The following is an 18,746-nucleotide window of genomic DNA, read 5'->3' as shown; positions in this document are numbered from 1 at the left end:
TTTTCTTTTTATGAATATACATATGCTGCGCCTATTTTTGGTGCTTGAATTGTAAGGAGAAACAGGATATGAGAAAAATCACAGTTACAGAAGGTCTTAATGAGTTAAAGTTATATGATTCTAAAATCGAAAAGGCAATCAACAATCTTAAACTCATTGGCGCAAAGAAAAAGGCTGCTGAAAAAGTTGGTGTTGTAAATGTCGAGAAATTTATTGCCGATGCAAAAGCAACACATCAGTCTGTCATGGATCTTATCAGAAATAGAAATGCACTAAAGGCGGCTATTGTGAAATCTAACGCCATTACATACTTAGAGATTGGTGATCAGAAAATGACAGTTGCCGAGGCTATTGAGCGAAAGATTTCTATCCAGTATGAGAAGGAACTTTTACTTACCATGAAAGCTCAGTATGGATCTGTTACTACGACAGTAAATAAAGAGAATGCAAAAGTAGATGCAAAGGTGGATGAACTGATCCAGACTCTTGTTGGCCGCGATACCACTAAAAAATTAGATAAGGACGAACAGGCGGCTGTAGAAGCTCCATATAGAGCAAAGAATGAGTGGGAACTTGTGGATCCGCTTAATCTTCTTGACCTCATGACTAAACTTGAAACTGATATCGACACATTTGAATCTCAGGTAGACGGGAAACTCAGCTTATGTAATGCCACAACATTCATTGAGCTTGACTTCTAAATAATTAAACAATAACCAGAACGGAATATATTTGCAACTATCACGAAAATCTTATACTTACGCCCCGCTTTGCTGGCACGGGTAATTGCCAGCAGCCTATTAAATAAAAGAACAAATTCTTATGTTAAAATCATTCTGAAAATGATTTTAGATATTATATAAGAATATACAAATTTATTTTCTTTCGCAGATGAACACTTAGGTGGCGAAAACATTTATGAAAGTTCAGCGTTCAGAAATCAATTTTCAATGTTCAATTATTAAAACTCTTTTCTTCTAAAGATCAGGATTTAAGTAATAAAGGTCGATAAAATCCAGGATAAAGTTTATATACGTGTTGCGTAATTGACGGAAAGATTTGCACTTGGCTGTGATAGTTGCAATCATGCGGGATGCATGGTAATCACAATGGGGTGATTTGGAGTTCGAATCTCCTATCCCGCCTTGCGGGTAACCGCACTTCTGTACCTATGTATTTTGTTATAGGTTTCATTTTTCATAATTTCTTCCCTCTCTCTTGATGGCGGTGTACTACTGATCGGTGGTATGCCGCCATTTTCTGGTCAAGAGAAAATAAAGCTGGCGGGAGGTCAGATATCTCGTTGGGTCTCATAAACCTGATTAACCAGGCGCAACTCCTGGGCGTAGCAATTTTATTATTAATTTATTGGATAGTACCCTAATAACCTACGTGGCACAGGGGCGTAATTTAGAGGTCAGAAATGACCTCTTTTATATTGGTCTCGTAGTCGAGTGGTAAGACACTACCCTTTCACGGTAGTAACGTGGGTTCAAACCCCGCCGAGATCACTACTCTCCCATTATGGGGAAATTACAAAGAAAGAGATGTGAATTATTATAATTAAGATTAACAAAAATGAAGTTGAATTTCTGGTAAAGAACGGCGTAAAGTACGGCGAGTATGGTGTAAGCCATACAGAAAGCTGCCACAAAAGAAAAACTTATTATTTAACAGAGAGTTCAAGAAACATGGAACTTCATAAAAAATATCTGGAAATGATCGCGAAATAGCGAAATTTGAACTGAAAGAAAGGCGGTACATAGTCATCGCTAAGAAAAAGAAAAATAATATTACGGTATCCTTTGTGGATTCACCATCTTCGGAGGACGTAACCGGAAGTCTTATTTATATTGAGTCGCCAAATCATAAGATTTTGGTGGATTGTGGACTACATCAGACAAATGATCGTTTTGAAGATTTTCTGGTAAATAATCGAAAATTCAAAGAATTTAAACCGAGGGACATAGACTTTGTGTTTGTGACACATGTACACGGTGACCATGTTTTATTGGTTCCACGCCTATATCGTGACGGTTGTAAAGCTGCCACAATTATTTCTATGGGGTCCAGACAGGTTTTGAAAGATATGTCTATGGATGCGGCCTATATTACCGAGCGTGACGTTCTTTTAATTAATTCCCAAAACAATAAGAATTACAAGCCTCTATATGATGTTTCCGACGTTAATAAAATGCTGGAATATACCATTGAGGAACCGGTAAATACAAAAATTACTGTAGACGAAGAATTGGCTTTTGAATTAATTCCGAACGGTCATCTTCTTGGCAGTTGTCAAGTAAAATTGTATTTTACTGTAGATGAGGTTACTAAGACAATTTTGGTTACTGGTGACATTGGAAATAAAATTGTAGATAACAAATTTGTTGGGAAATATCAACAGGTCGAATACGCTGATTGTGTCATTGGCGAATCTACATATGGGGATCGTCCTGATCTTAAAACGGGGACAAAAGAGCGAAAAAACGATCTGGATAAATTAAAATCCATTATTGACACTCAGGTGCGTGATATGAATGGGCGAGTTATTATTCCAAGTTTTGCACAATCGCGCTGCCAAGCACTTGCGTACATGATTTACGATCTGTATAAAGACTCCGAGTGGAAACCAAAGGTTTATATCGACTCTCCGCTTGCTATTAAAATTTTCGAAGATTATGCGGAATGTCTGGATGGTGACGAAAAAGAAGATCTCAAGAGGATTATGAGTGATCCGATGTTTACTTTTGTAAAAGAAACTGAGGATAGTAAAGCTCTTGTAAGTAGCTCTGAACCATGCTGCATAATTTCTACAGCCGGAATGTGCCAAGTCGGAAGGGTGCGGCATCACTTAAAAGCAAACATTTCTAATCCCAATGCCACTATCCTATTTGTAGGATTTAGTACAGAGGGCAGTTTGGCGTCTTTGCTGAAGGATTCTAAGCGGAAATCTGTGACTATTGATCAAAAAGAATATGCTTGCAAATGTGCATCTTATTCTCTCAAATCAATGTCTGGACACGCACCGTTTAATCAATTAGTGGATGATTATACTTCTATTAATTGTCAGAAGCTTATTCTCCATCACGGATCTTCTTCTGCAAAAGAGATGTTAAAAAAGACATTGGAAAAGGAATTTGAAAGGCAGTGCAAATCGACTCGTGTTGTAATTGCTAACTCAAGTTTAAAATTCACTTTATAAAAATATTATGAAATTGGAGGTCGTGTGCCTATGGCAGAACTATTACTACCACTTGGTAACGGAAACGACGACTTATATACAGAAATTATTAAAGAAAACCTTGAAAATCGTGTGTTGGTTTTTAATGATGAAGTCAATGATTCTTTAATTGAGAATTATATTTTATACATTCTTAAATGGAATCGAGAAGATAAAAACATTGAACCATCAAAACGTCGTAAGATCACTCTCATCTTAAACTCCCCTGGTGGAGATTGCATGATTGGTTTTGGTGGAATGGTAAATTGTATTGAGCAATCAAAAACCCCTATTGTTGCAATTGGTGTCGGACTTGTGGCGAGCATGGCATTCCATATTTACATCGCTTGTAAAGAGCGCTATGCATTCAAGGACACAATTTTACTCATGCACGATGGGGAACAATCTGCAGCATCTTCTGGCGGAAAATTTAAGGACATTGCGCGGTTCTTTGAAAATATGGATAACCGTACAAAACAGCATGTATTAAAATATACAAAAATTACTGAAGAATTTTATGATGATCATCAGGATCGAGAATTTTATATTTATGCGGACGATGCAAAAGAGCTTGGCTGCGTAGATAAGATTATCGGCACTGATTGTGATATAGACGAAATCATTTAGGAAGAGCACCGCTCTTCTATTTTTTATAGGAATAAAAGGAGTAAATAAAATGAGTAAGAGTAAACTTAACTTTACGAGAACGACAACAGATAAATTAACAGTAAAAGCCGGTGTATTATCTGAAGATTGCACAGAAATTGCTTATACTGATGAAAACGATTGTGAACAGGTTGTACGTGTAGCCGACCTTCTTGCAGCGTTCAAGAATCAGGTAATTGATTTCTCAGTTGCACTTAAGACAGATGAAGATCTTGAGCTTCTCGGAACAGATTCCGAATATGATTCTGATGAAATTGAGATGTAGAGAGTTGGTGAATGATTGAACGTAAAAAGACAACCAACTGAAACGGAGTCTGCGTATATTTGGCGGCTCGGCCAAGCAAAGGATAACGGAATTCTTGGTTTGACATGGACGGAAATTGCAGAACTTATCAATAAAGAGTTCCGAGAAGATGTATCCGAATACAGATCTGAAAGTGCATACCGTAAAAAGTATGCGATTGCGAAAGAATTTGCCGAAGGAAATATTTTTAGCACATCTACCGATTCTACGGATATCAGCCAGCAAATCCAAGAATTACAAAAAGAGCGTATTAAGCTTTCTGATGCAAGAGTTGATTATAACAGATTAGTTCGCCAGGAAGCAAGAAAAGAATCTTATATGGATATGGTGAAACGTATTATTTGTGAAAATGTAGAGCCAATTAAAACTGATATTGGAAACAATTTTAAATATTACAAACCTGGAGACAATGATCTCTTAATCCATATTAGTGATATTCATACAGGAATTGAAATTCATAACTGGAAAAACGATTTTGACGAAGATATTCTCAAAAAGCGCCTCGAAAAGTATGTTTCCGAAATTATTAAAATCCAGCAAAGGCACGCTTCTGAGAATGCTTTTGTTGTTATAGGCGAGATCATCTCGGGGATTATCCATAACAATCTCCGTCTTCAAAATAATATGGATCTAATGGAACAATTCAAGTTCATTTCTGAGCTTTTATCAAGCATTCTTTCCGATTTATCAGCTCATTTTAAACAGGTTTATGTCTATGTTACGCCTGGAAATCACTCCCGCATTTCTCCTAAAAAAGAAGATGCATTAGATGGTGAAAACATGGACGTGTTATTACCATTTTATTTAAGAGCTAGATTACAGAATTATACAAATATTTCAATTTGCGAGAATGTTCTTGATCCTGAAATTGCGACTTTTGTAATTCGTGGCACTAAGGTATTTTCGGCGCATGGACACAAAGATTCTCCGCAAAACGTTGTGCAGAATTTCTCCATGATGTTCAAAATCAAGCCGGATATCGTATTGCTTGGACATAGGCATACAAACGGCATGACTACAGTGTTTGATACAAAAGTAATCGAATCAGGGTGCTGCTCTGGAAGCGACAATTTTGCCGTTTCAATCAGGAAGGTAAATCGCCCAGAACAAACCGTATCAGTTATTGATGATAATGGTCTGGTTTGTCTATACGATATTCAATTGGACGATTAGACCGAGGTGTTTCTATGCCGGAATCAACAGTTATGGATATGGAATTTTGTGCTGATTTTATCGTGAATCGCACAGGAATAAATAAAGAAATTGTAAAACAGGTTCTCAGAGCTGAGAACGATTATTGGATGGAGTTAGATCCGTCTTATTAAGATGATGGCTGCCAGTCACAAGAAATGCAGGATTTTCATGAGAGTTTGATCCTGACTTCAAGATGAACGATTATAGACTACCTATATAGAGGGAGTCTGCGCCAATGCGCGCGGACATGTTCGAATCTTCCGAAACGAAAACGCCAGTACGCTCTGACATGCACTACGAATGGGTATACGCACTCAAACATAGCACCACCGTCCTTCCTTTAGATTCATCTGACATCTTTGGGAAAGCTGGCAGCCGAGAATGTGGGAGAACCCCACGAAAAATATTATAACAGAATAATGCAAATATGACAAGCATGAGGGATATGACCACTATGGCATATACCCTCTTTTATTATTTTTTAGGAATGAAAGGATTTTAAATTATGAATAAAAACGATGTATTAACAAATGTAGCTGGTCTTACAACTGATATCCTCGTAGAGCAGGCAGAAACAGAGGAAGCAAAGGCGAAGGTAAAAGTCTCTAAAAAGCTCGTAGCAGCCGTTTTACAGGCTTTCGAGGAGGTTATTGCGGATTCTATCAGTGCTGATATTACAGATACTGTTACTTTTGGCAAGCTCGGTAAATTTATTGGCAAGGAAGTTCCAGAGAAGCATGGAGTTACTGCACTTAATGGTAAGGAATGGGTAAAACCAGCTCATAGAGAAATCAGCTTCCGCGTAGGCAGCGCGGCAAAAAATATTTAATGTTGGGCGGTGATTTTGTGAATAAGAAGAAAAATATTTACGAAGATCTCGACATTATTGAGCTTGAAAATATGGACGACATGGCAGACATTTTCTTTGAATCTTGGTATGATGCGCCAAAAAGAAAATCTATTGCTCTGGTGGCCGACAAGGAACTTGTAACATATGTGATGGATGTCATGATGGAGTCTGATGAAACTGCAGTTAAGTTTATTGATTTAACTGCCGAACCGGAAGATTGCGAGGAATATGAAGAGTGGATGATTCTGATTGATCAGGACGGCAATCTTACTGTTAAAGAGGTTGAATGGTATGGAGATGTAACTCAGGCAGATGTAATTTATATTTCTATGGAAGGTGAAGTAAGCCAGTTCTGTATCGACTATTGCCTGAATTCTGATAAGGAAGTTCACCTTTTTGGATACGAAGACGAGGACGATCTGCCGGAAGCCGATTGGTGTCAGTGTGAGTGCTGCAAAGACTGTGATTGTAAGGACGATTGTGAGGATACTGATGACTGCGATGATGACGCCATGCATGGTTTTACGGCATCCAAATCTACCGAAAATGGCACTGTGACCTATTCTTTTTACTCTTCCGAGCGGTTATCTCAGGATGACATTGGAAAAATGTTGAAGAATTTTGGATTTTAATATTTTCGCGCACATGCAGCAATGTGTGTGCGTGTTTATTATCGCGCTCGTAGTGTAGCTGGTTCAGCACCTGGATCTCCAAAATCTATAACCTCCGTTCGAATCGGAGCGAGCGTGTTTTTTATATGGGAAGGAAGTGAATAAATGGCAGAAAAAAGCAAAAGAATTTTGATGCATGATGAAGAAAAACTGAAACATATTAATCCAGAAACATTAAAACTGTTTCAGAAATACCAAGTTGATATGTCGTTAAGAGATTTATCTAAAAATACAGTAGAGCAATATAATTCAGATTTACAACAGTGGTTTATATACATGTACGATAATCAATTTAATCTATCTGTACTCGAAGCAACAGAAGATGACATTACTGAATATTATTACTGGAGAAAACAACAGGGAAATAATGTAAACAGGCAGAAAAGAGTTATGGCATCTGTTTCTGCCTTTTATAAATTTCTTAGGAAAAAAAGATTAATTCAAGAATCTCCTGTTGAATTTATTGATCGTCCAAAGGCTGGACAACCAATTACAGTACAGACATATTTAACAAAAGAACAAGTTAAGTTAATGAGAGAAAAATTGGAAGAATATGGGGATATCCAGTTACAAGCATATGCTTTTATGTCGCTAACTACTATGGCTCGCGTTCATGCTATTGCCAATTTACGTTGGGAACAAGTAGATCTTGAAGAAAGAATTTGTTCTAATGTACTCGAAAAAGAAGGGAAAATTGTTGAATTAAGTTTTAGTGAGGAAGCCAGAGATTATCTTAAGAAGCTTATTGAATATCGAAAAGGAAAAGGAATTAATGATCATGGATGGCTGTTTGTGTCAACATTTGTTACAGATGATAAACCGATTAAAGATAGTACATTAAATGAATGGTGTAAGAAAATCGGGAAAATGATTGGTGCGCCAACTTTACATCCTCATGATTTTCGACACCCGTATGTCAAGCACACGACAAAAAAATATAATTCTGAAAAGCAGAAAACCCAAGCTACCAAGATGGATTTGATAGCCTGGGTTTTCCGTTTTTGTATCTTCAATTATTCAAAGAGATCATGGATTTTGTAAACAATCTCAATACGGTTGTCGGGGAATACATACACCTTTTCGATCAGCAGATCGGTCAGCTCCGAGGTTAGCACATCCGCTTCCGCAATCGAGTGAGCAATGTTTTGTCGGCTGCTTTGACGGGCCTGTTCTTCTCGCTTCAGCTTTGCCTGGGCGGTGACAGCTGCATAGGCGTTTTTGACTTTCAGTATTTCTGCGTCATAAACGGCTTTCTCCGATTTATAAGTGTCCAGCTCGATTTGCCCCAGGAGATACCGTTCAAAGAGAGCTTGCTTCTCGTCCTTCAGAGCTTCCAGCTGCTTCTCATACTCGGAGCATTTGGCAGCGGTGGCCTCCAGGTGAATAGTGCCGTCCTCATGTACGGGCAGCAGGACTTCCAGCTGCTTTTTCAAAGTGAGGAGGACGGCTTCTTCCAGACCAGCAGCATCTGCCCGGACATCGCGGCAGCGGCTGTTCAAATCGGCTGTGGAATGGCGGCACATATAAAACGGTTTCTTTTGGGTGATGCGGGAGAGTGCATGATCGCAGCAGCCACAATAGACCTTGCCTTTCAGTGGGTACTCCTTGGTTTTCCTGGTCGGCAAGGAAAACCGGCGCTGCACAGCCTGCACCTTTTCAAACAATTCTTTGTCAACGATTGCCGGATGATGGTTGGGAATAATGAACCACTTGTCCCGATCCTTCCTGCGGCTCCGTGTGCCGCCCACTTCAATGACAGCACGACGCCCGATGACATAGGAGCCGATATAGCGTTCGTCCTCCAGGATACGGAGAACCGTAGCGCCACTCCAGCGGCCACGGGAGCGTGAGACATCGTGGTACTGCTGCCCATGAGCTGCTTTGTATTCTCCGGGGGTCGGGATACCTCGCTTAAACAGTTCCCTGGTAACGGCTGCCGCTCCAATGCCGGTTGCGGCAAGCTGGAAAATGAGCTGTACCACCGCAGCGGTTTCCGGGTTCGGTTCCATTCTGCCATCGGCGCTTTTGCGATACCCATAAGGGCAAACTTTGCTCTGGTATTCGCCGCGCTGCATTTTGGCATACTTGGCGCTTTTGGTCTTGATGGACATATCACGGCTGTAATACTCGCTGATCAGATACTTGAAAGCTACATCCATACCGCCGGTATCGCCCTTGTGCTGATCGCTGTCAAAATCATCGTTGATGGAAATGAACCGGGTGTGAAACAGCGGGAACACACGCTCAATGAAATAGCCGGTCTCAATGCTGTTTCGTCCAAATCGGGAAAAGTCTTTTACGATGATGCAGTCGATCTTATTGGCCCGCACCATCTCAATCAGCTCCTGGACTTTGGGCCGCTCAAAGTTTGTCCCGCTATACCCGTTGTCGATAAATTCAAGGACTTCTGCATTGGCGGACTCCGGCATGGACGAAACAAATTCGTTCAGCGCAAGGTGCTGGTTTTCAATGCTCATACTGACGTATTTATAATCCTCCAGGGAAAGGCGGATATAAAGGGCAATCACATATTTCTGCACTGGCTCAGCACCTCCTCACAATGTTCAAATTCGCTCTGGAAGCGGAAACGAACCGTAATCCGCTTTTCTCTTGAGACCTCTACACGGTCAATCAGGCGGTCAATCAGGGCTGCCGTCAGCTGGCGATCTTCCTTGATATGCTGTGCATCCTGGGACAGCATTTTGTACTGTTCCAGCTGCTTGGCGATGATTGCAAGCCCTGCTTTCAGCTGTTCAATTTCCCCGCTGATTGCCTCGATTTTGGCTTCGTACTTCTCTTTGAAGGTAAAATACTCGTCTTTTGACAGATGGTTCTGGATCAGGCCCTCATACAATCCGCGCTGGTAGGTACGCAGCTGCTGGATTTCCTGTTTCCGGCTGGCGATTTTAGCCTGTATGTTTTTCTGCTCCTCGGCTTCTTTGGAGAGGTTTTCCAGGCCAAGAGAGTATTGCCCCAGCGTGGTATCAAGCTGTTCCTGTATCATATCGGCCAAGGCATCCAGCAGCTCTTTTTCAAAGATAAACGCACCAGGACAAACGCCCTTTTTGATACGGTTGTTGCTGATACAGTGGTAGACATATACCTCTTGTGACTTTCTGCGGACGCATTTTTGTCGGTGAAGGCTGCGTCCGCAGTGGGCGCAGAAGATTTTGCCTCTCAAAAGATTGGGAGACCAGGAATGTATCTCCCTGTCTTTTGCCTGCTGTGCAGCCTGGTCCAATGCTTTCTGAACAGCGGCAAACAGTTCTCTGCTGATGATAGCTTCATGGGTGCCTCGTACTGTTGTCCATTCATCGGCGCTGGCTCTGACCTGTTTGTGGTCAATGATTTTAGATACCCCTTGCACCAGATCACCGGTATAAACCTCTGCGCGGAGAATTTTGGCTACGGTGCGGGTTTGCCAATGCCCATTGCCTACCAGATTTTCATGGGTGATTTCTCCCAAAGTCCTCTTGTAGTGGCTGGGAGAGAGATACCCGGCCTCGTTCAATCGTACCGCAATAGTGTTTAATCCTGCGCCCTCGGCGGCCCATTGGAACATGGTTTTGACTACCTCAGCAGCCACCGGGTCAACGATCAGCTGGTGGCAGTCATCTGGAGCTTTCAAATATCCATAGGGTGTACGCCCGCCAACATACTTGCCGTCTTTCATGGCCTGCCGCTGCTGGGCTTTGATTTTTCTGGCAATATCCATCGCATAGGCTTCGTTAATCATGTTTCGCAGCGGGATGATGATACCATCATGGGCATTATCCGGGGAAGAAGAATCGTAGCGGTCATTCACGGCAATAAAGCGGACTTTCTGCATGGGAAAGTAACGCTCGATATAGTAGCCGGTGTCTATGACATTTCGCCCCAGGCGAGAGAGGTCCTTTACAATGACGCAGTTGATAAGACCCGCTTCAATATCGGAGAGCATCTGCTGGAAGCCGGAACGGTGGAAGTTCGTACCCGTTGCGCCATTGTCAATGTAGGTCTGTACCACAATAATCTCCGGGTTCTGCTCCAGATACCGGGCGATAATCAGCTGCTGGGTTTCGATAGAGGCGGTGTGAGTATGCTTATCCTCAACGGAAAGCCGCACATAAACTCCTGCGCGGCAAGTAGTATCTATCTCCGGTGCAGGAAGCACCACAGTTTCTTTTCTGCTTTTTCTTGCCACAAATCATCCCACCTTTCTTTGGCTTGTTTGCTCTGCCAGCTGAATCAGCTGGATCGCTTTCTGGTATTCGTCCTGGTATGTAAAGGTGATCTCCAATTCCTTTTTTCCAATCACCTTGATACTCTGTATCATGTGAACCACAGCCTTGCGGTCTAGGGTCTCCATCGTAGAGAACTGTGTAAAGTGGGAAATCCAGCGGTTCCGTTCACTCCGGTTCTCCAGAACATCAGCCAGCTTTTCCTTTAAGACCCGAATGCTCTCTTTTGCATTTTCCGCAATTCTCGTGTATCTGGCCTTATAGTCGGTATATTCCTCTTTGCTGATGGTGCCGGTAATCAGGCTTTCATACAGGCGGGCCTTAAATTCAAGCGCCTGTTCCACCTGCTGCTCATTGGCGGCGATGTGGGAGGCGTATTCATTGGCAAGTGCTTGGTTGATGCTGCTCTGGTCGATGCCATCCAGGATGGCTTGCAGGCAGCTCACATTGTCGATGTAGCCTTTCAGACTGTCCTTGACGCACTCTACAAGATCGCTTTCCTTGAGCATTACCGGGTTGGTGCAGCCATGCTTTTTCCCGGTGGGGCAATAATAATAGTGATATTCCTTGCCCTTGACCCGGTTTGTTTTTCGCGTCATGCGGCTCCCACAGCACCCGCAGATTAAGACACCGGAAAACAGATACACCGTATCCTGCTTGGGAGAAGTCCGGGTATCCAGTCTGCGGATACGCTGGACAAGTTCAAAATCCTGCTTGGCAATCAGCGGCTCATGGGCGTCTGGGACGCGAATCCATTCAGAGGATGGGCGTTGCTCCATCTGCTTGATTTTGTAGTGCGGGGAGCCTTGCTTGCCCTGTACCAATGTGCCGATGTAGGTTTCATCCTGCAAAATACGAATAATCGTTGTAGCAGACCACTTGCAATCCTCTTTGTCGGCATAGCCGTGTTTGGCATAAGGAAAACCATTGTTTTTCTTATAAGCCAGGGGGGAGAGGATGCCCATTTCGTTCAGCACGGTGGCGATTCGCAGGGCGCTCGTCCCATCCAGGCGCATACGGAAGATGTCCTGGACAACGCGGGAAGCATACGGGTCAGGTACAAGCAGGTTTTTGTTTTCCTCAGACTTCATATAGCCGTAAACGGGAAAGGCTCCAACAAAATCTCCGTTACGGCGCTTTATATCCAAAGAGGTACGGGTCTTGATGGAAATATCCCGGCAGTAGGCTTCGTTCATAATGTTTTTGACGGATACGGTCAGATCGTCACCGCTGCCTTCATGGGCGGTGTCGATGTTATCCGTGATGGCAATAAAGCGGACCCCATAAGTTGGGAATACCCGGCGCAGATAGCGTCCGGTTTCGATGTACTCTCGTCCCAGGCGGGAGAGGTCCTTTACAATGACGCAGTTGATCTTGCCATCGGTGATGTCCTGCATCATTTCCTTAAACGCCGGACGGTCAAAAATAATACCGCTGTAACCATCGTCGATTTTTTCGGATACGATTTGGATGTCCGGGTTTCGTTCAATGAAGTTCTCAATCAGCTTCCGCTGGTTGGTAACGCTGTCGCTCTCGCTGGAGCGATCATCTGTGTAAGACAGACGAATATAAGCTGTTGCCTGATATTTTGGCATGAAAAAGCACTCCTTTCCTCCCGGAAGCTCCCGCAAGAAAAGAGTGGATTTCGAGGCTTTCAGTTTTCATCCTTTTCCATGCACATCGTAGCACGATTTTGGGAAAAGAGCGAGGATGTCGATTACCTTAAAATCCCTTGCAGGCATTCCTCCAATGTGACCCCGTTGCTGGAAAATGCAGCGTTTACCACAAAATCGCCGCAGCGAAAGCGATAGGGGTTTTTGATCTGGTGAAGAAAGGCCGCGATCCGTTCCTCTTTGGGGAGGTCTTTATCTACCGCGACTTCACGGATGTCAACCAATTCATCGGTTGTTGTTTGTGTTAGCTGGCTCATAAGGGTTCTCCTTTCTTTGAAGTCAGTTTCAAAATCACATGAATGAGCTGGCCACCAGAGCTGCCAGCTCATGGTATCTGACTTTGAAAAGAAAGGACTGCACCCAAATGATGCCTTGTTGTTGCTAACAGCAAATGGATGCAGCCTTTCAGATTATATCCGTTGCTTTCGTCACATTTGCCACGCGCCCCTGACGATAGGGACATTCCTGGTCTCCGCTGGCGCGGCTGTCATAACTCCGCAGCGTCGTTTTACTCGTGCGCCGCAGGGTTCCCCCCAAGTCTTTAGGAGGCCGTGAGGAAGTATCTTTAAGCCCCCATGCAGTCACCGCGACCCGAAGTGCCACCTCCGGGTTTCAGGCTTGCGTTGATCGCTCAGGACAGCCGGTTCATCACCTCCTTGGCTTGTCCTTCCTGGCGGCGCGCCTGATTCGCTCGTACATGGGCTATGTACCAGAAATGCCGTCTATTCGGTTGTCAATGTACCAATGAAGGTGAAAAGTTGTCCTTCTAATGGTAGTGAAGAAAACGGCGATATTTTGGCCAGGTTAATTAAAGTTTTTGAAATTTTTTCCCAGGCGCTTCAAACCGCGCTTTATGCTCTTATACACCCAGCTGAGATCAACACTTTCCGCCTGGGCAATTTCCTTGACAGTCATGCCCAGGTAAAACCGGGCATAAATCCACTTGGCCTGCTTGTCCGGCAGCTCCATCACCGCAGAGTAAAGCTGATCGCGGAGCTGCTGGTCCTCCAGGATTTCTTCCGGGGTCGGCGGGTGCTGCACAATAGCCTTCTCAATGCCATTGTCGCAGTCCAAGGAATAGTGCGCTTTATAGTTATACATCTGCCGCAGGTAGCGCGCTTCAGCTCGTTTGTCGGCCAGAAAAACGGCCTGTACTTCATCGGCCACTTCCAAAAAAGTATCTGTTTTATAAATATCGGGATACAGCTCCCGAAGATTGATTTTTTGCATTATGTACCTCCATTTCGGTTCACGGGTCCAGTTGGCGAGTGAGCCGAAATGGGGCGGAGAACGGCACCGGCACAATTCGGGGCCATTCCACAAAAAACGACAAACAAAAACGCCAGTCTCCCGAAGTGGGAAACTGGCGTTAAGTTCATTCCTTCTGTGTCTGCCGATTAGTCGGCAGGATAATGCCGGAGGAGGAGCGGAAAGAGCCGGGGCGCAAGCAAGGCTTTTTTTGATGAACTACATATTACTGCTCTCATGGCGGCTCCCTCCTTGGGCCGCCGGTCCTGGTATCACTCTCCTTTAGACATAAAGAAAGCGGCGGCCTTGATTTTTCAAAGCCGCCGCTGGGTATACGGGCGTGTCAAAAGGGCTGCTGTACGACGGCTTTTTTTCTTTTGCCGTCGTCCGGCAGATGGTATCTTTATTTAGTTGCTGACTAAGACTTTAATTTTACGGATTAAATCAAAATCTGTTTTGCAGCAGAAATCACCATAGTACAGTTTGGTTTTTTGCTCTAATGCTCTGCTGTCATCACCAGACATCAGCAGAAAAGGGGTTTTCAGACCTTTTTGACGGATTTTTTCAAGCAAATCCAACCCCGTGCCATCTTTCATGTTGAAATCGGAACAGATTGCATCAACTGTGACTGCTTGAAGTATGTCCAATGCTTCCTTGACGCCCGTAGCCTTAATCGTATCAAAATCGCCAGATAGCACGGTTGACAGGGTTTGAAGAAATTCCGTGTTGTCATCCACTACCAATATTCGTTTCATATCATTCTACCGCTTATTCCACGGTAATCTGGATCGCGCCCGAATAGTCTGTGCCGATGATTCCGATGTAGTTCGCTCCAGCTTGAAGCTGAACGGCAACGCTTCCGCTGGCAGATTCAGAAAGCACTTGCTCCTCCAAGTCCGGGGAAATGTAAATGAGCTGACAGTCTCCGTTAAGCGAACTGAACTGGTATTGGATCATAATTTCACGGCACTCATTTTCCTTGAGGTCGGTGTCAGCAACCAAAATATCCTGTCCGTTAAATCCAGTTACGGAAGCGTCATAGGTGGCCAGAAAAGCCTCGTTGTCCGCAGTCCGGCTGCCCTCAAAAGACTGATAAGGGGTTATGAGAGCGTTGCTTTTCCCGATCACCACATCGTCGCTTAATTGCTCTGCCCCATCCTTGAGATTTTCACTTAACTTATCGAGGCCGGAACAGGCAGTACAGGCAAGCAAAGAAGCCGCAATCAGACAGCACCCGATAAATTTTCCAATTTTGCACATAACCGTTTCCTCACTGAACGAAAGTAAGGAACATGGCAAGCGCAACAATTCCCACCATCAGCAGCGCCCAAAACGCGCTGATTGCCGTAGATACGATATTGATAACGCTGCGGCTTTCCTTGCTCCGCACACATACTACCGAAAGAATCAGGCCCAGCAGGACAAAAACGATATTGGCTCCGGCCCAAGCGGTTCGGACTCCGTCCGACAGCGAAAGGCGCAGAAGCGATGGGGCAAGAGCCGCCAGCGGTAGGATGCTCACAATGAGCGCAGCGATACTAACTGATTGAAGTTCTTTCTTTTCCATAGTTTTACCTCATTTCTTTTTTCCCAAATTGGGTGACAGCCAGCGCGAAAAACAGGCCAAACACTACAATCGCGCACGGCAGGAACGGAAACATCGAAAAAGCGGCGTCGGAAGTTTCTGCTGTAAAGTCATGGAGAGAGCAGGAAACGAGATAACCGCTGTAACAGTACGGGTAGGCGATCCACAGCGGCGTATTCGCAACCAATACACCAGGAATCACAAGCAGCAAATTCAATCCCACAGAAAGAAGCGGCTTTTCAAACAGTACGGTGATGGCCCACATAGCCGCAATGCACGGCAGCATAGTCAGAAACAGCCCCAAGCACCATTTCAGAAGATACAGGATTGGCAAGGTTTCTGTTACTCCCATTGTCTGTGTTGCAATCAACCCGGCGATTACGAACACGACAAGAAATACCACCATTTCCATAAACAGATAAAAGGTAAGCACACAGAATTTGGAAATGGATAATGCGCAGCGGCTGACCGGCAGCGCCAGCATTTTCAGAATACCGTTATTTCCTGTTTCTCGTCCTGCGATCATCACACAGACTACAATCATGCTGAACGGGAGCAGATAGTAGGCGTAAACAAGCGCACTTTGAATGAACATGGCAGGCCACGCATTGGTGTATTCCGGTGTAAAATAGTTGCTCAAACTCGCAACCCCGGAAACTACCACCAATAAAGGTGCAATGAAAATCAGGGGTACGATTTTTGAGCGTTTTACTTTTATAAACTCGATTTTGAGTAAATCCAAAAAGCTCATTTCTTATTATCCCTCCTTACTCGTAGCGTCTGTACTTCGCCAGCCACAAACCCACAGCAAGGAACAACAGCGTTTCCGCCAAAGCGACAAGGGCAACCGTCGGATCAGGCTGGGCGCTCATGGCTACCGCAGGTTTCAGAATAATCACAAAAGGATGCACCAGCAGAAGTGCCAGTCCCGAATTTGCAAGTGCCATACCACTTAGAAAACCGGCAACGCCAATTCCAAGCGGCACCCACATATTTTCAAAGCGCGAGGAAATCAGCAGCATAAACGACAGTACCGGCATGGATGTGAGAAAAGAGTATCCGGCAAAGCGTACCAGCGTTCCCATTTCAAACGCTCCGTCCGGCAAATCCGTCATTCCGATTTGTGCAAGCGCCAGATTTTGCAGCACGATTGCAACCAAAAACATGACCGTCAGAATCAAAAATTTGCACAGGTACATGGCCGGGACACTCACGGGAAGCATATACATCTTCTTAACGGCGCTTCCCTTAAATTCCATGTTGTAGATCATGCAGGTAGCAACCACGATACCGAACAGATTCAGCACCATAATCATGCCGTAGAGCTGGGTCAACAAGACATCCATCGGGGCCAGCGGCAGATTCAGAAGTGTGTCTTTCCGCACAATGAAATTGACAAATGCGTAGGCGGCTCCCAAGACACCAACGGCCAGCAGCACGGGAATCACGCCGGTTCGCTTTTCTTTCCGAAGTTCGATTGCCAGCGTTTTCATAATTTTGCCCTCTGCTTTCTGTCCATGTTATCTTTCTCAACCATAGAAAGGAACACATCTTCCAGATTGTCCGCAGCGAAGCCGGATTGCAGGGCGTATTGACGCAGATCATTCATGCTTCCCTCAAACAGCAGCCGCCCGTGGTTGAGAATCCCAATGTCATCTGCAATCAATTCGATTTCAGACAGCATATGGGACGAGATCAGCACCGTGCAGTCGTAAAGGCTGGGCAAGGATTTTACCAGATTGCGAATTTCGTGGATACCGGACGGGTCAAGGCCGTTGGTGGGTTCGTCCAGAATGAGGATTGGCGGACGCCCCAGCAGCGCCCCGGCAAGGCCCAAGCGTTGCTTCATTCCCAGCGAATACTTTTTTGCCAGCCGGTCGCCAAACTCGGTCAGCCCCACCAGTTCCAGCGCATCTTCCACATCGGCTTTCGGCAGTCCCAAAATGCGGCGGATAATATCAAGATTTTCCCGCCCGGTCAGGTTTGCGTAGAAAGACGGCGCTTCGATGAAAGAGCCGATCTCTTTGAGAATGGCAATCCGATCATTCGGGAACTGCTTTCCATCAATAGTAAAGCTGCCCTTTGTCGGCGCGGTCAGGCCCAGCAGCATTTTCATGGTCGTAGATTTCCCCGCACCGTTGGGGCCGAGAAAACCATAAATGCTGCCCTTGCGAATATGAAGCGAAACATGATTGACCGAAGTGAAGTTCTTATACTTCTTAGTCAACTGTTCCGTTGTGATGATATAGTCCATAGAAACATCTCCTTTCGATGTTTTTATGGTACAACCTCAACCTGACATCTACATTCTCTCGTCCTTACTTTTACCTTACTTTTTAAGAGACAAGATCGCAGAATGGACAGCCTATGATATAATAGAAACAAAGAAAATCAGATTGGAGAGGATGCTATGGATAATTCTTTTTTACATAGTAAAAGGCTCCTGTTGGTGGATGACGAACAGGAACTATTGAAGATGGTATCAGATATATTGAAAGATGCGGGATTTGAAACTGTCCTTACCGCTATGACGGTCAAAGAAGCTATTCTGACCGCAAAAGAGGACACTCCTGATTTAATCGTTTTGGATGTCATGTTGCCAGATGGGGACGGCTTTTCTCTGATGCAGCAGCTCCGCACCTTTACCAATGTGCCGATCATTTTCTTAACAGCAAAGGACGAGGCAGCAGACAAATTGTCGGGATTGGGACTTGGTGCAGATGACTACATTTCTAAGCCCTTTATGCCGCAAGAATTGTTACTGCGTATCTATGCGGTACTGCGGCGAACCTACAAAGAGGATTCGCCGCTGCTTGTTTTGGGTGGATGTACGATTGATTTCAGCCGGGCCGAAGTCCATAAGGGCAACGAGATTATTTCACTGACAGCCAAAGAACACACCTTACTTGAAACTCTTGCCCGTAATGCTGGAAAGATTGTTACCGTAGATGCGCTTTGTGAAGCCCTCTGGGGGGACAATCCTTTTGGCTACGAAAACAGCCTCAATGCTCATGTCCGGCGCGTCCGAGAAAAGATTGAAACTGATCCATCAAAACCCGTATCCCTGATAACCATTAAAGGTTTGGGCTATAAGCTGATAGCAAGGAAGTGAAGC

At 44.4% G+C, this 18,746-nt stretch carries 20 protein-coding genes and 1 tRNA gene; 10 read left to right on the top strand and 11 right to left on the bottom strand.

What is annotated here, in order from left to right; translation table 11 throughout:
* Positions 1 to 68: 68 nt before the first annotated feature.
* The 9 genes from FN001_RS07030 to FN001_RS06990 all read left to right on the top strand — a co-directional run bounded on the left by FN001_RS07030 (position 69) and on the right by FN001_RS06990 (position 7,946).
* The gene (locus FN001_RS07030; protein WP_142411316.1) at positions 69 to 701 is read left to right on the top strand and encodes a hypothetical protein; all 633 of its coding nucleotides are present in this window, start codon (positions 69 to 71) and stop codon (positions 699 to 701) included.
* Positions 702 to 1,440: 739 nt separating this feature from the next.
* A tRNA-Glu gene (locus FN001_RS07025) sits at positions 1,441 to 1,511 on the top strand.
* A 296-nt stretch (positions 1,512 to 1,807) separates the two neighbouring features.
* Positions 1,808 to 3,202, top strand: a complete 1,395-nt coding sequence (locus tag FN001_RS07020; RefSeq protein ID WP_185911861.1) for an MBL fold metallo-hydrolase — start codon at positions 1,808 to 1,810, stop codon at positions 3,200 to 3,202.
* A 30-nt stretch (positions 3,203 to 3,232) separates the two neighbouring features.
* Positions 3,233 to 3,847, top strand: a complete 615-nt coding sequence (locus FN001_RS07015; RefSeq protein ID WP_142411314.1) for an ATP-dependent Clp protease proteolytic subunit — start codon at positions 3,233 to 3,235, stop codon at positions 3,845 to 3,847.
* A gap of 49 nt (positions 3,848 to 3,896) precedes the next feature.
* Complete coding sequence (locus tag FN001_RS07010) at positions 3,897 to 4,151, top strand: hypothetical protein (protein WP_142411313.1); 255 nt, start codon at positions 3,897 to 3,899, stop codon at positions 4,149 to 4,151.
* A gap of 15 nt (positions 4,152 to 4,166) precedes the next feature.
* The gene (locus FN001_RS07005) at positions 4,167 to 5,363 is read left to right on the top strand and encodes a metallophosphoesterase (RefSeq protein ID WP_142411312.1); all 1,197 of its coding nucleotides are present in this window, start codon (positions 4,167 to 4,169) and stop codon (positions 5,361 to 5,363) included.
* A 526-nt stretch (positions 5,364 to 5,889) separates the two neighbouring features.
* Positions 5,890 to 6,213 carry an HU family DNA-binding protein gene (locus tag FN001_RS07000; protein WP_142411311.1) on the top strand — a complete coding sequence of 108 codons (324 nt, stop codon included), beginning with the start codon at positions 5,890 to 5,892 and terminating at the stop codon, positions 6,211 to 6,213.
* A 17-nt stretch (positions 6,214 to 6,230) separates the two neighbouring features.
* Positions 6,231 to 6,866, top strand: a complete 636-nt coding sequence (locus FN001_RS06995; protein ID WP_142411310.1) for a hypothetical protein — start codon at positions 6,231 to 6,233, stop codon at positions 6,864 to 6,866.
* Between the two features lie 144 nt (positions 6,867 to 7,010).
* Entirely contained in the window at positions 7,011 to 7,946 is a 936-nt protein-coding gene (locus FN001_RS06990) for a tyrosine-type recombinase/integrase (RefSeq protein ID WP_142411309.1), read from the top strand.
* On the opposite strand, the gene FN001_RS06985 is transcribed toward FN001_RS06990, so the two are convergent.
* The 11 genes from FN001_RS06985 to FN001_RS06935 all read right to left on the bottom strand — a co-directional run bounded on the left by FN001_RS06985 (position 7,919) and on the right by FN001_RS06935 (position 17,885).
* Complete coding sequence (locus tag FN001_RS06985; RefSeq protein ID WP_486463508.1) at positions 7,919 to 9,433, bottom strand: recombinase family protein; 1,515 nt, start codon at positions 9,431 to 9,433, stop codon at positions 7,919 to 7,921. The genes FN001_RS06990 and FN001_RS06985 overlap by 28 nt on opposite strands.
* Positions 9,430 to 11,088, bottom strand: a complete 1,659-nt coding sequence (locus tag FN001_RS06980) for a recombinase family protein (RefSeq protein ID WP_142411307.1) — start codon at positions 11,086 to 11,088, stop codon at positions 9,430 to 9,432. Before FN001_RS06980 ends, FN001_RS06985 begins: the two co-directional genes overlap by 4 nt.
* Positions 11,089 to 11,091: 3 nt before the next feature.
* Positions 11,092 to 12,720, bottom strand: coding sequence for a recombinase family protein (locus FN001_RS06975; protein ID WP_142411306.1), 1,629 nt, complete (start codon positions 12,718 to 12,720; stop codon positions 11,092 to 11,094).
* Positions 12,721 to 12,842: 122 nt separating this feature from the next.
* Complete coding sequence (locus FN001_RS06970) at positions 12,843 to 13,055, bottom strand: DUF6870 family protein (RefSeq protein ID WP_142411305.1); 213 nt, start codon at positions 13,053 to 13,055, stop codon at positions 12,843 to 12,845.
* Positions 13,056 to 13,602: 547 nt separating this feature from the next.
* Positions 13,603 to 14,028, bottom strand: coding sequence for an RNA polymerase sigma factor (locus FN001_RS06965; protein ID WP_142411304.1), 426 nt, complete (start codon positions 14,026 to 14,028; stop codon positions 13,603 to 13,605).
* Positions 14,029 to 14,453: 425 nt separating this feature from the next.
* Positions 14,454 to 14,801 carry a response regulator gene (locus FN001_RS06960; protein WP_142411303.1) on the bottom strand — a complete coding sequence of 116 codons (348 nt, stop codon included), beginning with the start codon at positions 14,799 to 14,801 and terminating at the stop codon, positions 14,454 to 14,456.
* A 13-nt stretch (positions 14,802 to 14,814) separates the two neighbouring features.
* The gene (locus tag FN001_RS06955) at positions 14,815 to 15,306 is read right to left on the bottom strand and encodes an anti-sigma factor (protein WP_142411302.1); all 492 of its coding nucleotides are present in this window, start codon (positions 15,304 to 15,306) and stop codon (positions 14,815 to 14,817) included.
* Positions 15,307 to 15,316: 10 nt separating this feature from the next.
* The gene (locus FN001_RS06950; protein WP_142411301.1) at positions 15,317 to 15,613 is read right to left on the bottom strand and encodes a hypothetical protein; all 297 of its coding nucleotides are present in this window, start codon (positions 15,611 to 15,613) and stop codon (positions 15,317 to 15,319) included.
* A gap of 4 nt (positions 15,614 to 15,617) precedes the next feature.
* Positions 15,618 to 16,382, bottom strand: coding sequence for an ABC transporter permease (locus tag FN001_RS06945; protein ID WP_142411300.1), 765 nt, complete (start codon positions 16,380 to 16,382; stop codon positions 15,618 to 15,620).
* 16 nt (positions 16,383 to 16,398) lie between these two features.
* Positions 16,399 to 17,124 carry an ABC transporter permease gene (locus FN001_RS06940; protein ID WP_142411299.1) on the bottom strand — a complete coding sequence of 242 codons (726 nt, stop codon included), beginning with the start codon at positions 17,122 to 17,124 and terminating at the stop codon, positions 16,399 to 16,401.
* On the bottom strand, positions 17,121 to 17,885 hold the full coding sequence (locus tag FN001_RS06935) for an ABC transporter ATP-binding protein (protein WP_142411298.1): 765 nt from the start codon (positions 17,883 to 17,885) through the stop codon (positions 17,121 to 17,123). The genes FN001_RS06940 and FN001_RS06935 overlap by 4 nt, the downstream gene beginning before the upstream one ends.
* A gap of 156 nt (positions 17,886 to 18,041) precedes the next feature.
* Between FN001_RS06935 and FN001_RS06930 the strand changes: the two genes are divergently transcribed.
* Entirely contained in the window at positions 18,042 to 18,743 is a 702-nt protein-coding gene (locus FN001_RS06930) for a response regulator transcription factor (RefSeq protein WP_142411297.1), read from the top strand.
* The last annotated feature ends 3 nt before the right edge of the window (positions 18,744 to 18,746 follow it).

The sequence above is a fragment of the Clostridium sp. Marseille-P7770 genome, assembly GCF_902143525.1.
Taxonomy (GTDB): domain Bacteria; phylum Bacillota; class Clostridia; order Lachnospirales; family Lachnospiraceae; genus Pilosibacter.
Note: the sequence above shows the minus strand (reverse complement) of the source record. Positions and strands in the feature narration are given on the sequence as shown.